Annotated in this window: 13 protein-coding genes; 4 read left to right on the forward strand and 9 right to left on the reverse strand. The window is 65.0% G+C overall.

What is annotated here, in order from left to right; genetic code table 11:
- Window positions 1-5: 5 nt before the first annotated feature.
- The 6 genes from QX071_RS32555 to QX071_RS32580 form a co-directional block, all read right to left on the reverse strand.
- A complete protein-coding gene (locus QX071_RS32555) occupies window positions 6-785 on the reverse strand; it encodes an ABC transporter permease (protein WP_315706564.1) in 780 nt (259 codons plus the stop codon).
- Window positions 782-1897, reverse strand: a complete 1116-nt coding sequence (locus QX071_RS32560; RefSeq protein WP_315706695.1) for an ABC transporter permease — start codon at window positions 1895-1897, stop codon at window positions 782-784. Before QX071_RS32560 ends, QX071_RS32555 begins: the two co-directional genes overlap by 4 nt.
- Window positions 1898-1932: 35 nt before the next feature.
- Window positions 1933-3027, reverse strand: coding sequence for an ABC transporter ATP-binding protein (locus tag QX071_RS32565; protein ID WP_315706565.1), 1095 nt, complete (start codon window positions 3025-3027; stop codon window positions 1933-1935).
- 67 nt (window positions 3028-3094) lie between these two features.
- Entirely contained in the window at window positions 3095-4135 is a 1041-nt protein-coding gene (locus tag QX071_RS32570; RefSeq protein WP_315706566.1) for an ABC transporter substrate-binding protein, read from the reverse strand.
- Between the two features lie 528 nt (window positions 4136-4663).
- On the reverse strand, window positions 4664-7852 hold the full coding sequence (locus QX071_RS32575; protein WP_315706567.1) for a multidrug efflux RND transporter permease subunit: 3189 nt from the start codon (window positions 7850-7852) through the stop codon (window positions 4664-4666).
- A gap of 234 nt (window positions 7853-8086) precedes the next feature.
- Window positions 8087-9325, reverse strand: a complete 1239-nt coding sequence (locus QX071_RS32580) for an efflux RND transporter periplasmic adaptor subunit (RefSeq protein ID WP_315706568.1) — start codon at window positions 9323-9325, stop codon at window positions 8087-8089.
- A gap of 214 nt (window positions 9326-9539) precedes the next feature.
- Between QX071_RS32580 and QX071_RS32585 the strand changes: the two genes are divergently transcribed.
- The 4 genes from QX071_RS32585 (at window position 9540) to QX071_RS32595 (ending at window position 14226) form a co-directional block, all read left to right on the forward strand.
- Window positions 9540-10139 (forward strand): TetR/AcrR family transcriptional regulator, encoded by a 600-nt coding sequence (locus QX071_RS32585; protein ID WP_315706569.1) that lies wholly within the window; start codon window positions 9540-9542, stop codon window positions 10137-10139.
- 769 nt (window positions 10140-10908) lie between these two features.
- The gene (locus tag QX071_RS32590) at window positions 10909-11238 is read left to right on the forward strand and encodes a hypothetical protein (RefSeq protein WP_315706570.1); all 330 of its coding nucleotides are present in this window, start codon (window positions 10909-10911) and stop codon (window positions 11236-11238) included.
- 182 nt (window positions 11239-11420) lie between these two features.
- Complete coding sequence (locus QX071_RS34170; protein ID WP_409977548.1) at window positions 11421-11960, forward strand: 2'-5' RNA ligase family protein; 540 nt, start codon at window positions 11421-11423, stop codon at window positions 11958-11960.
- Window positions 11961-12759: 799 nt separating this feature from the next.
- A complete protein-coding gene (locus QX071_RS32595; RefSeq protein WP_315706571.1) occupies window positions 12760-14226 on the forward strand; it encodes a M81 family metallopeptidase in 1467 nt (488 codons plus the stop codon).
- Between the two features lie 516 nt (window positions 14227-14742).
- Here the strand turns inward: QX071_RS32595 and QX071_RS32600 are convergent.
- From QX071_RS32600 to QX071_RS32610, 3 genes are all read right to left on the reverse strand, one after another.
- Entirely contained in the window at window positions 14743-16329 is a 1587-nt protein-coding gene (locus QX071_RS32600) for an OprO/OprP family phosphate-selective porin (RefSeq protein ID WP_315706572.1), read from the reverse strand.
- Window positions 16330-16584: 255 nt separating this feature from the next.
- Window positions 16585-18213: an MFS transporter gene (locus QX071_RS32605; RefSeq protein ID WP_315706573.1), complete on the reverse strand. Its 1629-nt coding sequence runs from the start codon at window positions 18211-18213 to the stop codon at window positions 16585-16587.
- The gene (locus QX071_RS32610) at window positions 18200-19339 is read right to left on the reverse strand and encodes an HlyD family secretion protein (RefSeq protein ID WP_315706574.1); all 1140 of its coding nucleotides are present in this window, start codon (window positions 19337-19339) and stop codon (window positions 18200-18202) included. The genes QX071_RS32605 and QX071_RS32610 overlap by 14 nt, the downstream gene beginning before the upstream one ends.
- Between the last annotated feature and the right edge of the window lie 148 nt (window positions 19340-19487).

The following is a 19487-nucleotide window of genomic DNA, read 5'->3' on the forward strand; positions in this document are numbered from 1 at the left end:
GGTATTCACGAAAGGCGGCGGCGGATCGCGACCATCAGCAGCGACAGCACGATGGTTCCGGCGATGAAGACGGCGGCGGCCGACACGATCGCCGGGCTGATGTTCTCGCGGATGGTGGCGAACATCTGCCGTGCCAGGGTGCGCTGATTCGGACCCGCCACGAACAGGGTCAGCACGACCTCGTCCAGCGAAGTCGCAAAGGCGAACAGCGCGCCGGAGACGATGCCGGGCAGGGCCAGCGGCAGCGTCACCGCGAACAGCACGGTCTGCGGCGAGGCGCCGAGGCTCGCGGCGGCACGCTCGACCCTGGTGTCGACGCCTTGCAGCGCCGAGGATACGTTGACCAGCACGAACGGGACCGCGATCACCGTGTGGGCGATGATGACACCGAGATAGGTGTTGACCAGCGCATAGCGCGCGAACATCAACTGCATGCCGACGCCGAGCACGACCGCCGGTACCACCATCGGCAACAGGAATAAGGTGCGCATGGCAGCGAACGTCAACGACGCCCGTTTGCCGCGCAAGCCGAGTGCGGCCAGCGTGCCGAGTAGCGTTGCAAGCACCGTGGTGCCGGTGCCGATGATGAGGCTGTTAAGGATAGACAGGCGCCAGGAATCGGCTTCGATCAGTTCGCGAAACCAGCGCGTCGAGTAGCCGGGGATCGGATAATTTAGGAACACGCTGTCGGTCAGCGAGAGCGGCAGGATCGCAACCAGGGGGCCGAGCAGGAACAGCACGACCAGGCTCGCGAAGAGAGCCTTGATGAGGGGAAGCGCCTTCATGCGTGCTCCTCCTCCTGCGCGAGCCTGATGTAGACCGCATAGAGCAGCATCGTCATTGCCAACAACACGAGGCCGAGCGCGCCGGCCATGCCCCAATTGGCGGCCGCGGTGGCGTAGTAGGCGATGACGGACGAGATCATCTGGTCGTTGGCGCCGCCGATCAGGGCGGGGGTAATGTAGTAGCCGAGCGCCGCCATGAACACGAGCAGCGCACCCGAAACCACGCCGCGCAGGCTCAGGGGCAGCAGCACGTGGAGGAAGGCGCGAAGCGGATGCGCGCCGAGCGAGGCCGCGGCCGGCATCAGGTTTTTCGGGATCGCGACCAGCACGCTGAAGATCGGCAGCACCATGAAAGGCAGCAGCACATGGGTCATGGCGATGACCACGCCGAGCCGGTTGAACATCAAGGGAAGCGGATTTGAGATGATGCCGAGCGCCTTCAGCGTCACATTGATCAAGCCGTTGTCCTGCAGCACGATGTACCAGGCCGCGGTGCGCACCAGCAGCGAAGTCCATAGTGGCAGCAGCACCGCACCGAGCAGGAGCTGGCGACGCCATCCCTCGACCGAGGCAGCGACCATCGCAAACGGCAGCCCGATCGCGATGCAGACCAGCGTTACGATGGCCGCGGTCACGAAAGTCCGGGTCAGGATCAGCCGGTTGGCGGATGTGCCCTCGGGCATCGCGGCGACCGCGCCGGCTGCGTTGCGTTCGAGATCGACCGCCGCCAGCAGGTTCTGGTCGGTCCAGCGCGAGGCGACCGCCTCGGCAATCGTGGTCCAGTAGGTCAGCTCACGCCAGCGCGCGTCGATGGCGGCGAGATCGACTGATCCGGCCGCGCCGTCGACGGCTCGGCGGGTCTTGCCGAGCAGGCTGCGAAAGCCGGACTGGGCGCTGTTGAGCCGCCGCACCAGATCGCCGAACTGCTCGTCATGATCAGTGAGCGCGCGCAGGTCGGCGACGAACGCGGCCTCTTGCGCCGGCGTCGGGACGGCCGTGCGGTCCCAGCCCGAAAAGGCTTGCGCGGTGCGCGGCAGGGCATTGGTCGCGACCGGGTCCGACACCGCCGACTTCATCATGGTCACCAGCGGCACCACGAAGAAGCAGATCATGAAGGCCAAAAGCGGTGCCAGCAGCACGACCGGCTTCAGCCGATGGGCGATGCTCGATCCTTGCATGATCCAACCACCCACACGTCCGACGCTGCAAAGGACAGCGCGACCTCGTCTCCGACATCGACCGCCCGCCTGGCGCGCTCACTCTTGATGATCAGCCGTTGCGTGCCGACTGTCGCGACCAGCCTGATATGATCGCCGAAATAGACCGCGTCGATGATGCGCGCCGTCAGCCCGTTCGCGGCGGGCGCGGGATCGTTGATTCGGATCGCCTCGGGGCGAATCGAGATCTGCACCTGCGCGTCATCGATCGAGCTTGCCGCGGCCAAAGCCGAAAAGGTCAGGCCCGAGTCGGAGGTCAGGTCCAGTGTATCGCCCGTCCGTTGCGCGATCCTGCAGGGCAGCAGGTTGGTCTCGCCGATGAACTCGGCGACGAAGGGCGTGCTTGGCAGGTCGTAGATCTGCTGGGGCGTGCCGATCTGCTCGATCCGGCCGTGGTTGAACACGGCGATCCGGTCCGACATCGTCAGCGCCTCGTCCTGGTCGTGGGTCACGAACACGATCGTGAGCCCAAGCCGCCGATGCAGGTCGCGGATGTCGAGCTGCATCTGTTCGCGTAGCTTCTTGTCGAGCGCCCCGAGCGGCTCGTCCATCAGGATGACCTGCGGCTCGAACACCAGAGCGCGGGCGAGCGCGACACGCTGCTGCTGGCCGCCGGACAGCTGGGCCGGCTTGCGGGCGGCCATCGTCGTGAGCTTGACCATGTCGAGCGCGCGCGCGACGCGTTCGGCGGTCTCGGCCTTCGCCACGCCGCGCATCTTGAGCGGAAAGGCGATGTTGTCGGCCACCGTCATGTGCGGGAACAGGGCGTAGTTCTGGAACACGACGCCCATATTGCGCTTGTAGGGCGGCAGCTCGTCGATGCGACGCCCATCGATCGCGATGGTGCCGCTGGTCGGCTGCTCGAAGCCGGCGAGCATCATCAGCAGCGTGGTCTTGCCCGAGCCGGATGGGCCGAGCAGGCTGACGAGCTCGCCGCGGGCGATGTCGAGGTCGAGATGATCGACCACGGTCAGCGTCTGATAGCGCTTGGTGACCTGCCGGAACGAGATGAACGGATTGTCCATGTCCGGCAGCTTCACGGGATTGCAGACAGCGCGAGCACAGATGCGGAGGGTCTCAACTCAGGCCATCTCAACGTGCGAGCCAGGCATTGAAGCGCTTGGAGAGCGCTTCCGAATTGTCGGTCCAGAAGGTGACGTCGAGCGCGATCGCCTGCTTGAGATTGTCCGGGGTGGTCGGCAACTCGGCGGCGTATTTTTCCGGCACGAGCTTGGCCGCGGCGATGTTGGGGAGGCCGTAGGCGATGTATTCCGGCAGCTTGGCCTGGTTCTCGGTCTGGCTCGCGAAGGCGATGAAATCCATCGCGGCGTCCTTGTTCGGCGAGTTCTTCAGGATGACCCAGCTGTCGACGGCGTAGATGCTGCCCGGAAAGATGAAGGTGAAGTGCTTGCCTTCGGAACGGTTGATGGCGCTGATACGGCCGTTATAGACCGAGGTCATCGCGACCTGTCCGGACGACAACAGCTGCAGCGGCTGCGCGCCGGCCTCCCACCAGACGATGTCGGATTTGATCGCATCGAGCTTCTTGAAGGCGCGGTCGACCCCTTCCGGGGTCTTCAGCACCTTGTAAAGATCGGCGGCGGGCACGCCGTCCGCGAGCAGGGCGAATTCGAGGGTGTATTTGGCGCCCTTGCGCAGGGAACGCTTGCCGGGAAACTTCGCGGTATCCCAGAAGTCGGCCCAGGATTTCGGCCCGTCCTTGATCTTGTCGGCGTCATAGGCGATGCCGGTCGACCACACGATCGCGCCGACGCCGCAATCGCTGACGGCGGCCGGAATGAAGCCGCCCTTGCCGCCGAGCTTCTGCCAGTCGATCTTCTCGTAGATGCCGTCGCTGCAGCCGAGCTCGAGCTCCTCGGCCTCGACCTGCACCGCATCCCAGTTCGGAACGCCGGCCTTCACCTTGGCCTGCAGCACGCCATAACCGCCATCCCAGCTTTCGTCGAGCACGGTGGCGCCGATCTTGGCGGCGAACGGCTGGAAATAAATCTTGCGCTGGGCATCCTGGTAATTGCCGCCCCAGGAGACGACGGTGAGATCGCGCGCATAAGCCGGCAGTGTGACGTTCGCCAGCGCGGCTGCGGCCACGAGCGCCGCCTTCAAGGCCTTCATCGGCATCCCCTCTTTGGCCGAAGCAAGTCGTTTGCCTGACCAGCGCACGGGGACTGGACGTCAAGGATCACGCTGCAAGGTCAACGCTGCGAGATCCACCACACCACTGATCGGCCGAAAAAAAGCTATCGGCAAGCCAACGGCCTTGCAAGCCCAGTTTCTCGGCGGCCACGTGCTCAACTGCAGGGCGAATCGGTTCTGTCATGCCGACATGGCCGGCGCAATTCCATCGCATCTCGCGACGGCGGTCGCTCCCGCGCGGCCAACTCCACCACGGATGGGGCAGCAGCACGATTTCGCGCCTCCAACCGAGGCGTCGCGCCATGCTGGCCGATGCGTTCGAACATTTCGGCCGTCTTCATCAGATTGGCTGCGACCAGGTGATTCAAAAGTTCCATTGCCAACTCCTTCAAGGAGAATGACCCGGCGGCCGGTCGCGGGTCCGGCCGCCGGGTCGGCGCGGCGTAATCGAGGTGGCGTCCTCCATTTCGCCGCGCGGTTCTATGATCGAACTCACATTCGGGGCGTTTATTCCGCCGCCTGCGGAATGTGACCGACCGTGCCGTGATCGCCGTGTTGGGTCAGCGGCTTCATGCCGGTGACGGTCCGCAGCAGCACGTAGAACACGGGCGTCAGGAACAGGCCGAACACGGTGACGCCGATCATCCCGGAGAACACGGCCACCCCCATCGCGCGCCGCATCTCCGAGCCCGCACCGGTGGAGAGCACCAGCGGCAGCACGCCCATGATGAACGCCATCGACGTCATCAGGATCGGCCGCAGCCGCAGCCGGCTCGCCTCGATCGCGGCGCGGATCGGGGTGCGGCCCGCGAATTCGAGCTCGCGCGCGAACTCCACGATCAGGATCGCATTCTTGGCGGAGAGACCGACGAGAACGATCAGCCCGATCTGGGTGAAGATGTTGTTGTCGCCTTTCGAGATGTAGACGCCGAACATGGCCGCGAGCAGCGCCATCGGCACGATCAGGAGAATCGCGAGCGGCAGGGCCAGGCTTTCATAGAGCGCCGCCAGCACCAGGAACACCAGGAGGATCGCGAGCGGGAACACCCACAATCCGGAATTGCCGGCGATGAACTCCTGGTAGGTCAGGTCGGTCCATTCGAAGGTGAAGCCGGGGGGCAGGGTTTCCGCGGCGACACGCTCGGCCGCCGCCTGCGCCTGGCCCGACGAATAGCCCGGGGCGGCTGCGGCGTTGATGTCGGACGACAGGAAGCCATTGTAGCGGATCGCCCGCTCAGGGCCTGCGCTCTGGCGGACATGCAGCAGCGCGGACAGCGGCACCATGTCGCCGGAGGCGGCGCGGACCTTAAGCTGCCGGATGTCGTCGGCGCGGGCGCGGAACGGCGCATCGGCCTGCACGCGAACCGAATAGGTGCGGCCGAACTTGTTGAAGTCGTTCACGTAGTAGGAGCCGAGGTAGATTTGCAGCGTATTGAAGACCTCGGTGACGGGCACGCCTAACTGCAGTGCCTTGGTGCGGTCGATGTCGGCAAATAGCTGCGGCACGTTGACCTGGAAGCTCGAGAACACCCCGGCGATTTCCGGCGCCTTCTGCAAGCCGGCGAGGAATGCCTTGGTGGCGTCGTTCAGCGCGTCATAGCCGAGCCCCGCGCGATCCTCGATCTGCAGCTTGAAGCCGCCGATCGTGCCCAGGCCATTGACCGGCGGCGGCGGGAACATGGCGATGAAGGCATCCTGAATGCCGGAATATTTCTTGTTCAGCTCCATCGCGATGGCAGGACCCGAAAGTGACGGATCCTTGCGCTCGTCGAACGGCTTCAGGGTCGAGAATACGATGCCGGCGTTCGAGGAGTTGGTGAAGCCGGAGATCGACAGCCCCGGAAACTGCACCGAGCTCTGGACGCCGGGCTGCGTCAGCGCGATGTCGCCCATCTTGCGGATGACTTCCTCGGTGCGATCCAGGGTGGCGCCATCAGGCAGGCGGGCGAAGCCGACCAGATATTGCTTGTCCTGCCCCGGAACGAAGCCGCCGGGGACCTGCTTGAACAGCACGGCCGTGGCGCCGACCAGGAGCACATAGAGCCCCAGCACGACGGTCTTGCCGACGATCACCTTGCTGACGCTGCCGCTGTAATTGTCGGACGCCTTCACGAAGGCGCGGTTGAAGCCGCGGAAGAACCAGCCCAGCACTGCGTCGAGAAACCGCGTCAGCCGGTCCTTCGGATCGTGATGGCCCTTGAGCAGCAGCGCGGCCAGAGCCGGCGACAATGTCAGCGAGTTGACGGCCGAGATCACGGTCGAGATCGCGATGGTCAGCGCGAACTGCTTGTAGAACTGTCCGGTCAGCCCGGAGATGAAGGCGAGCGGCACGAACACGGCGATCAGGACCAGCGCGATGGCGATGATCGGTCCCGACACTTCGCGCATGGCCTGATAGGTGGCGTCGCGCGGCGACAGCCCGTTCTCGATGTTGCGCTCGACATTTTCCACCACGACGATCGCGTCGTCGACGACGATGCCGATCGCGAGCACGAGGCCGAACAGGCTGAGCGCGTTGATGGAGAAGCCGAACAGATGCATCACCGCGAAGGTGCCGATGATGGAGACCGGAACGGCAAGCAGCGGAATGATCGAGGCGCGCCAGGTCTGCAGGAACAGGATGACGACGATCACGACGAGCACGATCGCTTCGAACAGCGTGTGCACGACGGCCTCGATCGACGAGCGCACGAACTGGGTGGGGTCGTAGACGATCTGGTAGTCGACCCCCTCCGGCATGTTCTTCTTGATCTCGGCCATCGTCGCGCGGACATTGTCCGAGATCTGCAGCGCGTTGGAGCCGGGCGCCTGGAAAATCGGGATCGCCACCGCCTGCTTGTTATCGAGCAGCGAACGCAGGCCATATTCGGACGCGCCAAGCTCGAGACGCGCGAGGTCACGCAGCCGCGTGACCTCGCCTCGGCCGCCGGCCTTCACGACGATGTCGCCGAACTGCTCCTCGGTCGAAAGACGCCCCTCGGCATTCACCGAGAGCTGCAGGTCCAGGCCCTTGACGCTGGGGGAGGCGCCGACCACGCCGGCCGCGGCCTCGACGTTCTGCGCCTGGATCGCCTTGACGATGTCGCTGGCGGTCAGCCCGTGCTCGGCAGCCTTCTGCGGATCGACCCAGACCCGCATCGAATAGTCGCCGGCGCCGTAGAGCTGCACGTCGCCGACGCCGTCGATCCGCGCCAGCCGATCCTTGACGTTGAGCACCGCGTAGTTGCGCAAATACGTCATGTCGTAGCGGCCGTTCGGCGAGTTCAGATGCACGACCATGGTGAGGTCGGGCGAGCTCTTCTTGGTGATGATGCCGAGCTGGCGCACCACGTTGGGCAGGCGCGGCTCGGCCTGCTGCACCCGGTTCTGCACCAGCTGCTGGGCCTTGTCGGGATCGGTGCCGAGCCGGAAGGTCACCGTCAGCGTCATCGCGCCGTCGGTGGTGGCCTGGCTGCTCATATAGAGCATGTTCTCGACGCCGTTGATTTGCTCCTCGATCGGCGTCGCCACCGTCTCGGCGATCACCTTCGGATTGGCGCCGGGATAGGTGGCGCGCACCACGACCGAGGGCGGCACCACGTCCGGATATTCCGAGATCGGCATCGCGAACAGCGCGATCAGCCCGGCGAGAAAGATCAGGATCGACAGCACGCCGGCAAAGATCGGCCGGTCGATGAAGAATTTCGAGAGGTTCATGGGTGGACCTGTGGTCGGGAGATGTCAGCGCCTGATGTGAAATCCGGGTGAGCGATTGTGCGCGACCCATCCGCATACAAGCTGTCGTCCCGGCGCACGCCGGGACCCATGCTGCGGATGGCCGATTGGTGGAAAAGGCTTCGGGTCATCTTCCGTCGTCTGCAAAGGGCGCCGGTGGTTATGGGTCCCCGCCTTCGCGGGGACGACGGCTTTGGTTGACGCGGGCGATCATGATCAGCGCTGCGCCAGTTGTCTGGAGGCGGGCGAGGCGGAGTCGCCATCGCGCGCGCCCATCGACGCAACTTGCGTCTTCAACAGCGCACCTGGCCGCACGCGTTGCAGGCCGTTGACGACGACGCGATCGCCCGGCTTGAGGCCGGTCTGCACGATGCGAAGCCCCTCGACGTTGCCGCCGATCGTGATCGGGCGGTACACCGCGCGATCGTCGTCGCCGACCACCATCACGAACTTCTTGTCCTGGTCGGTGCCGATGGCGCGATCGTCGAGCAGCACCAAGGTCTGCTGCTGTGGCTGCCCCATGCGCACGCGGGCGAACTGGCCCGGGATGAATCGGCCGTCTTCGTTCTTGAACACCGCGCGCACGCGGATGGTGCCGCTCTGGCCATTGACCTGGTTATCAATCAGCTGGATGTGGCCTTTCGCCGAAAGGCCGCCGGAGGTCGTCATCTCCACCGGGATGCGATCGAGATTGCCGCGCTTGCCGGAGGCGTCCGCGATCGCGTTCAACGCACGCAGCACCACCTCTTCGTCGGCATCGAAGCTTGCATAGATCGGATTCACCGAGACCAGGCTGGTCAGCACCGGCGAGGCTGAACCGGCGGCGACGAGATTGCCGACGGTGACCTCGATCTTGCCGACGCGGCCGTCCACCGGTGCGCGAACTTGCGTGTAGTCGAGGTTGAGCCTGGCGGTCTGCAGCGTGGCTTCCGCCGCCTTGACGTTGGCGATGGCCTCGCGATTGCCGTTGTCGCGCTGGTCGTAGTCGCGCCGGGTCACCACGGCATTGCCGACCAGTTGGGCGCCACGCTCCAGTTCATTGGCGGCAAAAGCAGCACGGGCCTTCGCGGCCTCGAGCTGCGCCTGCGCCTTGTCCACCTCGGCGGCGTAAGGTGCCGGGTCGATCTTGAACAGGACATCGCCGGCCTTCACCAGCGCGCCCTCGGTGAAATTGGTCGCCAGGATCGCGCCCGCCACGCGCGGCCGGACCTCGACCCGCTCGACGGCTTCCAGCCGCCCGGAGAATTCATCCCACAGCGTGGCCTGGCGCGGTTCGACGACCGCGATGGTGACCGGGACCGCTTGTTCAGGGGCTGCGGCCTTCGCTGCGTTTGGGGAGGTATTGAAGTAACGATTTCCGGCCACCGAAGCGCCGGCAAGGAGGATGGCAGCGACTGCGACGGTGCCGAGCAGGCGCTTGAGACGGCCGTAAGGGGGATTTTTGGACGTAGGCATTCGCGCGCTCCAATAATGTAGTGCGCGCTACAGATGTGCGTCTGGCAACCAGTTCGCAAGAGACTTATGTATCGGATACTACGAAAATGGTAGCCCCTTGTGGGAAAGCTGCGCGAGATCAAAGAAAGCCCTCGAAAGAACAATAAGATAGCGCGAACCCTGGACAGCAGGCGGACGTTGCCGCTACCGGGAGCAGGGCAGGAGAGGAAGGCCGATGGCTGTGGGACGACCCCGAGCATTCGATTGCGACGTCGCGCTGGACCACGCGATGGAGGTGTTCTGGCGCCATGGCTATGAGGGGGCGACGATCGCGCAGCTGACCGAGGCGATGGGCATCAACCCGCCCAGCCTCTATGCCGCCTTCGGCAGCAAGGAAGGTCTCTTGAAGGCCGCGCTCGACCGCTACACCGAGCGGCGGGCCGCCTGGATGGAAGAGGTGCTGAGCGCGCCGACCGCGCGCGAGGTTGCGGAGCGGATGCTGATGGGGGTCGCCGAGAAGCAGACCGATCCCGCCAATCCGCCCGGCTGCCTGCTGGTGCAGGGCGGGATTGCCTGCGGCACCGGCTCGGCCAGCGTGCCGTTCGAACTCGCGGCACGCCGTGCCCAGACCGAAGAACAATTGCGTGACCGGTTCGCGCGGGCCAAGGAGGAGGGCGATCTGAAGCCCTCCGCGGATCCGGCGGCGCTCGCGCGCTACGTCTCGGCCGTCAGTGTCGGCATGGGCGTGATGGCCTCCTCCGGCGCCGACCGCGAGGCGCTGGCGCAGGTCGCGGCCGTTGCGATCAAGGCGATCGAGGAGCAGTCGGCGCGTTGACGCCGGGCATCGACGCGCAATTTGAAAGAGAGTTCGCTGGCAAGGCTCGTTCAAAGGCTCGTTCATGGGCGTGGCCTAGACATGAGACGTCAGTCTCGCGACGCGTCTCGCGTCCGAGTTGATGGCAGAGGCGGCCCTCGACATCGGGAGGGCGCAGGGAAGGCCGGATGCTGGCCGCACCCATGGCCCGCCTGCAGGAAAAAAAGCAGGCGGCAGTCACCACAGGTTCGACCGGGATCATCCGGCCTTCCCTGCGCGAAGGGCTTTACGGCTTATACGTGCTCTCCCCGGGGACCGGCTCTCTTGCCCCCGTCACCCATCCGCGTCACGCGGCGAGCTTGGCATCAGCGCCGGGATGCCAGGACCACACGATTTCGCCGTCCGTGCCGGCATGCGCTCGTCTGGCGCAACCGTCACGGCCATCGCAGCCCGCCTCTACGTATCGTGACGACGCGTACGCCCCTCCGCGTGAGGCAGGATGGCGGCATCAGAACATGATTTCTGAAAAAACGAAACAGATATATTTTTCGCGCAGCGTCTTGACCCGCCGCATGCGTTTGATGCCGTGGACGAAATTAGGCGCTCGGCGCAATCGGCGACCGATGAAGCACCGGCAGCTCCGAGGTCTGGTCCACCTGCTCGCGACCGCTGCGCCTGAAAGCCGGGCGACCGAGGTCGGCTTCGGAAATGAACGGCGAACAACGGCGTGTTCAGCATGGCTTCAAAGCAGGGAATGTAGAACATCGCCACAACTTCAATGGAGGGGACAATGGTCTCGCTCAAGACATCTCTCTCAGGCGGCCTCGCCGCGCTCGCCGTGACTGCAACCCTGTTCGCCGGCTCGGCGCCGGCTCAAGCCCATGATGGACGCAACGCGGCGTTGATCGGCGGCCTGGTTGCCGGGGCCCTCATCGGTGGCGCGCTGGCGTCGGAAGCGCAAGCCTATGAGCCTGCGCCGGTCTACCGCTCCTACTATCGCCACCCCGCTTATGACAGCTACGGCTATGACCACGCCGGTTACGCGCCGGCCTACCGGGACCGCAATTGCGACCACGGCTACGGCAATGTTTCGAATTGGGATGACGACGACGACGATTAGCCAGCCGTGGGCAAAGGCGCCTGCGTGATGTCTCCACGCGCGAGCTCGCGACGGCGCCGCGTCCCCCAACTGGTTCATGAAACAGCGATGGTGGGCACGTGCCGCCTCACGGCGGCGCTTTGCCCACCCTACTTCGCTGAATACGTTGCTGTCCGCGCGTGGGCACTGTTAGTATCGCGCCCATGCCGTTCGCAATTACACTCCGCTTAGATTCCGCCAGCGCTGGTCCTATCGAAGCGCTGTGGCTTAAGCTTGCCGCCGACGGAATCGACGCCGATCGGCATCAACTTGGCTACGCTCCGCATATCACCCTGGCCATCTACCCAGATGAAGCTCCTCTTAACAGGCTTCGCAGCGCGCTTGAAGATATCTGCCGAAATTGGGAGGCTCTTCCGGTTCGCTTCAGCGGATTAGGTGCTTTTCCGGGGGACGGCGCCGTTCTATGGGCTGTGCCCGTTGTGACCTCCGAGTTGCTTGCTCGGCATCAGGCCATACAAACTGCACTTCCCGACCTTAGGGTTCATGCGCATTATCGGCCTGGAGCCTGGGTCCCTCACGTGACGTTGTCAGCCGCCTTGCCTGACCCGGGGCCGGCTCTCATGGCTCTCCTCTCCAATTGGGAGCCAATTGCAGGCGTTCTCGACCGGGTCGACTTGGTGAGCTTCCGTCCTGTCGAAGTGCTACAGAGCTACGGCATGCGGTCAGAGCGATTCATAACTTAGCCGGCCGTAGGGTGGGCAAAGGCGCATGCGTGATGTCTCCACGCGCGAGCTCTCGATGGCGCCGTGCCCACCAACTGGTTCATGAACTTGAAATAGCGATGGTGGGCACGCGCCGCCTCAGGGCGGCGCTTTGCCCACCCTACGCTTGCTCGGGCTCGCGACGGCGCCGTGTCCCCCAACTGGTTCATGAAATAGCAATGGTGGGCACGCGCCGCCTCACGGCGACGCTTTGCCCACCCTACGCTTGCTGTCGACCTATCCCGGACATTCAGAGTGTCCTATTTTGAGCGATTGCTTCTAACGCAGCGGCTATGCGCTCAAGTGCCTCTGTATTTCGACTCACGACTTCCAGAGTAGCGACGTTTTGCTGAGCCAACTGCTTCCGTACGCGGACATACTGATATGAGCGATACGCAACAAAAAATAGGACAATGAGTCCAGCCATAATCAGAGGGATAATGTTTTCCAATTCATGAACCATAGATCTTTCCATATTTTAGGCCGCGTCAGTTGGCGGCCTCTGTCATATCAGGCCAAGCCTGAGATGTCGCCTCTTGGCCCTTCTGCGACCTCGGGCGAGCTCCGCTTCTGCGCGGCTATCGGCGGACAAGCGGACTTAATTCGGCGAAGCACATGACCGCTGCGCGATGATGAGGCGGGCCGTCCCATGCGCTGGGCGGCGGTCGCCCTTCGCGTTGGTCTCTTGTGCTTCCGAACCAGCTTGGTTTCTCTGGGACGGGCATCGCCGGCCGGGACGATGCGCGCCGTTTTCTCTCGCGACCAAACAGGTTCAGCCTTCATGCGTGTTTTCTCCGCCGCCCTCGCCACCGAGACCAACACCTTCGCGCCGATGCCCACCGGGCTCGCCACCTTTCATGAGCGGGCCTATTTCCCCGCCGGCAGCCATCCCGACAAGATGCAGATGCACGGCGGGCCGCTGTGGGCGGCGCGGCAGGTCGGCCCGTCCAGAGGTTGGACGCTGATCGAGGGGCTGGTCGCGGCTGCGGTGCCGAACGGCGTCGTCACCCGCCAGGCGTTCGAGACGCTGCGCGACCAGATCCTGGCCGATCTCAAGGCGGCGCTGCCGGTCGACATGGTGCTGCTCGGCCTGCACGGGGCGATGATCGCCGACGGCTATGGCGATTGCGAGGGCGAGCTGATCACGCGGGTGCGCGAGATCGTCGGGCCTGACGTGGTGATCGGCGGCACGCTCGATCCGCACTGCCATATGAGCGAGGCGATGGTCGCAGGCGCCGACCTGCTGATCTGCTGGAAGGAATATCCGCACACCGACATCTTCGAGCGCGCGCAGGAGTTGGTGGAGTTCTGCGCCGCGCTGGCCGAGAAGCGCTTGATGCTCCGGCATGCCCTGGTCGACACCAACATGATCGTCACCCTGCACACCACGCGCGAGCCGGTGCGCAGCTTCGTCGACCGCGTGAGCGCGCTGGAAGGCAAGGAGGGCATCGTCTCGGTCTCGATCGTGCACGGCTTCGGCTGGGGCGACACGCCTTCCATGGGCACCAAGGTGCTCGTTTACAGCGATGCTGCTGTCGATCCGGACGGCGCACGTGCCGCGGCGCTGGCGCGTCGGCTCGCCGATGAACTGATCGCGATGCGCGAGGCCGTGACCGAGCGCATGCCCGGGGTCGATGCGGCGCTGGACCAGGCGCTCGCGACCGAAGGCACGATTGTGCTGGCCGACGCCAGCGACAATCCCGGCGGCGGCGCGCCCGGCGATTCCACTTTCCTGCTGCAGCGGATCATCGAACGAAAGATCGACAATGTCTGCCTCGGCCCGGTGTGGGATCCGATCGCGGTGCGCATCGCCTTCGATGCCGGTGTCGGCGCCAAGCTGCCGCTGCGGATCGGCGGCAAGATCGGGCCGCTGTCCGGCGATCCCGTCGATGCCACCTGGGAGATCAAGGCGTTGAAGCAGGACATGGTGATGACGGGTCTCGCCGGCACGCCGGCCAAGCTCGGCGATTGCGCCCTGATCGCTTGTGGCGGTGTCGAGGTCGTGATCACGACCTTCCGCTGCCAGGCCTTCGGAACCGATCTCTTCACCCAGCTCGGCTGCGATCCGGCGACGCATAAGCTCGTGGTGGTCAAGTCGGCGCAGCATTTCCGTGCCGCCTATGCACCGATCGCAACCGCCGTGATCACGGTGGACGCGCCGGGCGTGGTGGCGCGCGATCTCACGACCTTGCCGTACAAGACGATCAAGCGCCCGAAATGGCCGCTGGACGAATTGCCGAAGGCGTGAGGCGAGCGAGCTGTTTCAAAACGCAACGCCCGGCGCGTCGCCGTTAACGATTCGAACGCGGCCTGAACGAATCGCGTCCGAATCAGCGGCGAGGCGCGGTACGATACTTGTTCACGGCTAGATGTCGGCGTGGCTGACGCTGTACCCCATAGTTCTGCCGAACGAGCCCGGCGTGGCCGGTAGATGCGAGCTCAAAAAGTTAAGGCCCGGCGCAAACGCCGGGCTCTGGTTGAGCAGCCAAAGACATGGGCGATTGCGTATGTCAGATGCTTCAAAACGAAACGCTACGAGCGCGGCTCTTAACTTTTGGAACGCGCCTGGAACGAAGCATGTCCGAATCGCTGGCGCCGTCGGGTGCGTCGTCTGTTCACGGCTAGATCTCGCGCTCTGCCGCAGCGGCATACAATATCCAGCCGAAGCGTTCGCCTGGCGAGGCGATCTCAGCTCCGAAACGTTAAAGCCCGGCGCAAGCGCCGGGCCCTAGTCCTTAAGCCGTCAGGTCAGAGCACGATCAGGTCAGAACGCGACCTGCGTGCGCATCGCGAAGGCATCGAACCTCGAACCTGCATTGACGGTGCTGGTCGAGCTGGCCTGTTTGGAGATGTCGCCATGCAGGTAGTTGAACATGAAGCGGATGTTGCTGCTGACGTACCAGTTCAGCGCCGCGGTGTAGACGTTCTGCCGTCCGCCGGCGATGCCGGCCGCGGTGGCAAGCTGATCATTCAGGTCGATCGTGCTGAAGCGACCGGCGATCTCCCAGGCCCCCCAGCTGCCGGCCTGCAGCGAGAACGGATGCGCCGGCGCGATGCCGCCATAGGAGGCCGAGGCCGGATTGTACTTGTGGCTTTCGCCGGTCAGGACATAGCTCGCCTCGACATAGCCGCCCTGGAATTTCAGGCTCGACGCGCCGAACGGCGGCAGGCCGGTGTTGGCGGTGCGATCGACATTGAACCAATAATATTCGCCCTGGGCGAAGAACGAGCCGTACGTCCCGGCCGCCTCGACGCCGTAGACCTGGGCGCCGGAGACGTTGGCGATCGCGCCGGTCGAGACCAGCGAGGTCGGATCGATGCGCAGCTCGGGACGGTCGCTTAAGGTCAGCGTCTGCGCCTGCGTGACGAGATTGCGCGGCGGCTGGATCAGCCATTCCGCATCGGCGCCGAGGTGGAACGAATAGTCCGGGCCGCTGACGACCTGGCCGGCGACGCGCGCCACCGCGCCATATTGCTCGCTGGTGCCGGCGGGCGTGACGCTGGAGGCGGAGTGGATCGCGCCCGTCGTCGGTCCCGTGACATAGCCGCCGGCCCAGAACGTGTCGTTCCACCAGCGCGTGCCGAAAGCCGAGCGGAAGTCGCCGGCAGCGATGTTGGTGGCGACGACGCCTGCCGAGGCGCGCTCCATGAACAGGATGTCGTTCGAGCTCGTGGCCTCATCGAGCGTCCAGGGCAGATCCATGATGCCGCCCTCGATCGCCATCTTGCCGCCGAACGGCTTGAGGCCGGTGTAGCTCAGATAAGCGTTCTCGACCCCCGCGACGCCGCCGCCGGGCAGCGAGCCGGGCGCCGTGCCGCCGAAGCCGTCCGATGAGCCGCCAAAGTCATAGATCAACGCATAATTCCAATCGCCCAGGAACTTGCCTAACACACCGATGCGGGCGCGGCGCACGTTCTCGCCGCTGTCCAGTTTCTGCGGCGAGGTTGCCGCGCTGTTCGGACGATAATTGTAGCCACCGACATCCCAATGCAGGCGGCTGGTCAGCGAGATGCAGTTCTGCTCGTCCGCGGTGCAGATCGTCGGCCGGTTGTTCGGCATCGTCACGACGACACCGGACGCCACGAGCGGTCCCTTGGTCGGGATGGCCGCATTGGCGTTGGCGACGGCGGTCTTGACGTCGGCCTTCGCCGTGTCCGCCTTGGCGTTGGCTGTCGCCGCGGCCTGCGTATTGGCCGTCGTCTGCTTCTGCAACCTGTCGAGCTTCTGCTCGAGCATCTTGAGCTGCTGCTTCAACAGCGCGATCTCGGCATCTGTGCCCTCGGCCGCACGCGCCGACGAGGCCGCCAGCAGCCCCGCCACGGCGACCATCGTTGCCGTCCGTATCCTCATGGTTTTCCCCTTCGTTATTGCAGTCACCCACCCCTGCAAACGGCGCCAACCGTAAAAAACTCGGGTGAAGGTCCTGCGACAGCGTAGTCGCGATTGCTGATTCCACCTATCTGAAAGCTGCATGAGGGGAGGGGACGCTTGGATGATGTCGATCGTCCAAGCGTCGGCGCGGCGGAAACGTTGGATGCGCCCGGGTCCCGGTGTCGCAGGTCTGCAACACAAGGCCTATCATATGTAAGAGCGTCGAGCGTCGGCTCAGGACCGCGGAACGTCGAGCTGCCGCGTCGGCCTGCCTATCAGTTTGAACGGTGTCGGTGAGAACGGCCCCTGTGGGGCGCGCGTGATCAGGGCGATGAAGCCGAGCGCGGTGATCGCAAGCCAGAAGCATAGCCAGAAGCCGTCGATATAAGCGAGCACGTTGGCTTCGCGCTGCACCTGGCCCGCGAGGGTGCCGATCGCGCGGCCCTGCGCCTCTCCGGCGCCGCGGCTGGAAAAATAGCTGATGAGTCGCTGCAGCACCCGCACCACGTCGGCATCCCCGCTTTGGATATTGAGCCCGAGATAGGCGGAGTGCACCTGCTCGCGCACGCGCAGCCAGGTGCCCATCAAGGCGACGCCGATCTCGGCGCCGCCGAGCCGCATGATCTGGATATAGGCCGCGAACGCCGTCGCGCGCGAGGGATCGGAATTGGCCAGCGCCACGATGATGATCGGCAGCAGCGTGAAGGCCTGGCCGATCGACTGCAGCAGCACGATCGGGACGAAGTCCTCGCGCGCCCAATCATGCGTCACCTGGGTGCCGAGCAGGTTCGCGCTGGCGAAGGCCGCAAAACCGATGACGACGACGATGCGGGGATCGAGATGCCGCAGCAGCCAGATCGAGACCGGCACGAGCACGACCATCGGCAGTGCGCCGTAGATCAGCAGCAGCAAGCCGCTCTGCTCGGGCCGCAGCTGGGTGATGGTGCCGAGGAAGTTCGGCACCAGCGAGGAGTTGGAGAGGCTGGTCAAGGTGTAGAGCAGGATGACCGCCAGCGAGAGCCCGATATTGCGCGAGAACAGCACGTTCACATGCGCCCAGGGCTGGCGGACCAGCGCTTCGTTGATGAGGAAAATGGCTAGGAGCGCGGCGCCGCCGAGCAGCAGCGCCATTACTGTGCCGGATTGCAGCCAGTCGAGCCGGTTGCCCTGGTCGAGGCCGGCATAAATCATCGCGACCGAAGTGCCGAGCAGCAGCATGCCGCCCCAGTCGGCGTCCTTCAGCAACTCGCGATTGACCGGCTCGGCCGGCGTGCCCAGATAGACCATCAGTCCCATCAGCGGTGCGAGCACGACGCCCTGCCAGTACAGCCATTGCCAGCCGAGATGCTCGACATAGAAGCCGACCAGCGAGGTCGACGAATCCAGCGCGAAGCCGACGCGGATGGAATAGAGCGAGATCGCCGGCAGCCACCAGCGGATCGGCAGGTTGCGGAAGATGATCATCAAGGTCGCCGGCACGAAGGTGCCGAGCAGCATGCCGTGCACGATGCTCAGCGCGATCAGCGTCGGATAGTGGTGCACGAATGGAATCACGAGCGAGGTCAGCGCATAGATCAGGCTCGGAATGCCGAGCACCCGCCGCAGTCCGAACGCCGTTGCAAGCCAGGCGACCGCGGGCGCGATGAAGATCTGCGAGCCGATCCCGGCGGTGGAAAGCCACGCCCCTTCATCGAAGCCGAGCGAGAACGCGCCGCGCAGGTCCGGCAGGCCGACCGAGGTGAGCCGGCTGTCGAAATTGGCGAGAAACGCGCCGAGCAGCACGGCGACCACGGCAAACAGCGGATAGCGCGCGACCTCGCCGCGCGAGACCGGCCCGCGATTTGCGGCGCTAGCGTCCGCCATCGGTGCGATCGGTGTGAATATGGGTCACCACCGACATGCCCGGCAACAGCCGTGCCAGCAGCGGCTGGTCGTCGTCGAGCTGGATGCGCACCGGGATCCGCTGCACCACCTTGGTGAAATTGCCGGTGGCGTTGTCGGGCGGCAGCAGCGCGAATTGCGAGCCGGACGCCGGTGCGATCCGCTCGACGCGGCCGTGCAAGCGCTGGCCGGGGAAGGTGTCGACCGAGATGTCGACAGGCTGGCCCGGCGTGACATGCGTCAGCTGCGTTTCCTTGTAGTTGGCGACCACATATACGTTCGGCAGCGGCACCACCGCGATGAGATTGCTGCCGATGTTGACGTAGTCGCCGGGCTGTACCTGCCGCTCGCCCACGACGCCGTCGAACGGCGCGGTGATCCGGGTATAGCCGAGCTTCAGCTTCGCGGCCGCGAGTGCGGCCTTGGCGCCGGCGAGGTCGGCGCCGCGCTGCTTCTTGGTGCCGGTCAAGACGTCGAGCTGGTGGCGTTGCGCGGCGATCACCGCGCGGCTCGCGCGCACGTCGGCCTGCGCCTTGGCATAGGCCGCGGTCGCCTGTTCCAGCCTCTGCTTCGTGCCGGCCTCGCTCTGCGACAGCGACTGTTGCCGCTGCTGTTCCTGCTGGGCTTCGACTTCGGCTGCGGTCGCCGAGACCTGCTGCGCCTCGGCCTGCGCGATCGTCGCATATTGCAGCTCGATCTGGTTGCTCAGATTGTCGAGCGCGGCCTGCGCGGCTTCGACCGTCGCCTCGGCCTGCGCAACCTGCGCCTCGTAATCGGCGGGATCGATCTGCACCAGCAGGTCACCTGTCTTGACGCGTTGAAAATCGCTGACCGCCACCTTGAGCACTTCGCCGGCGACGCGGCTGGAGAGTTTCGTCAGCTCGGCCCGGACATAGGCATCGTTGGTGGTCTGGATCGCGGCGTTGCCGACCCAGGCATCCCAGCGCAGCGTGGCGAGACCCACGAATGCGAGCGCGACCACGACGGCGAACAGCGGAATCGCGAGCCGCGCCAGCGCACCGCCAGTTGGAGCGCTCGTCGTGCGGGGGACACCGGCGGGAGCGGGGCTGGCTTGTGGCGCGACGACACTGCCCGATTGCTCACTCACGGCGCATCTCCATTCCGTCCCTTCCGCGGGGGCTGTCACGATCCCGGATTTCGCCAACGAGGCCACCGCGATACGGCGCGAAATCGGAGAGCGAGCGCGAGCCGGAAGAGAATGACGACTCTCATACGATAGAACCATGCGGTGGGCC

Source organism: Bradyrhizobium sp. SZCCHNS1022, from assembly GCF_032484835.1.
Classification (GTDB): domain Bacteria; phylum Pseudomonadota; class Alphaproteobacteria; order Rhizobiales; family Xanthobacteraceae; genus Bradyrhizobium.

Coding starts and splice junctions, on each gene's coding strand:
- QX071_RS32555 (WP_315706564.1), bottom strand. CDS start 785: ATGAAGGCGCTTCCCCTCATCAAGGCTCTCTTCGCGAGCCTGGTCGTG.
- QX071_RS32560 (WP_315706695.1), bottom strand. CDS start 1,897: ATGATCTGCTTCTTCGTGGTGCCGCTGGTGACCATGATGAAGTCGGCG.
- QX071_RS32565 (WP_315706565.1), bottom strand. CDS start 3,027: ATGGACAATCCGTTCATCTCGTTCCGGCAGGTCACCAAGCGCTATCAG.
- QX071_RS32570 (WP_315706566.1), bottom strand. CDS start 4,135: ATGAAGGCCTTGAAGGCGGCGCTCGTGGCCGCAGCCGCGCTGGCGAAC.
- QX071_RS32575 (WP_315706567.1), bottom strand. CDS start 7,852: ATGAACCTCTCGAAATTCTTCATCGACCGGCCGATCTTTGCCGGCGTG.
- QX071_RS32580 (WP_315706568.1), bottom strand. CDS start 9,325: ATGCCTACGTCCAAAAATCCCCCTTACGGCCGTCTCAAGCGCCTGCTC.
- QX071_RS32585 (WP_315706569.1), top strand. CDS start 9,540: ATGGCTGTGGGACGACCCCGAGCATTCGATTGCGACGTCGCGCTGGAC.
- QX071_RS32590 (WP_315706570.1), top strand. CDS start 10,909: ATGGTCTCGCTCAAGACATCTCTCTCAGGCGGCCTCGCCGCGCTCGCC.
- QX071_RS34170 (WP_409977548.1), top strand. CDS start 11,421: ATGCCGTTCGCAATTACACTCCGCTTAGATTCCGCCAGCGCTGGTCCT.
- QX071_RS32595 (WP_315706571.1), top strand. CDS start 12,760: ATGCGTGTTTTCTCCGCCGCCCTCGCCACCGAGACCAACACCTTCGCG.
- QX071_RS32600 (WP_315706572.1), bottom strand. CDS start 16,329: ATGAGGATACGGACGGCAACGATGGTCGCCGTGGCGGGGCTGCTGGCG.
- QX071_RS32605 (WP_315706573.1), bottom strand. CDS start 18,213: ATGGCGGACGCTAGCGCCGCAAATCGCGGGCCGGTCTCGCGCGGCGAG.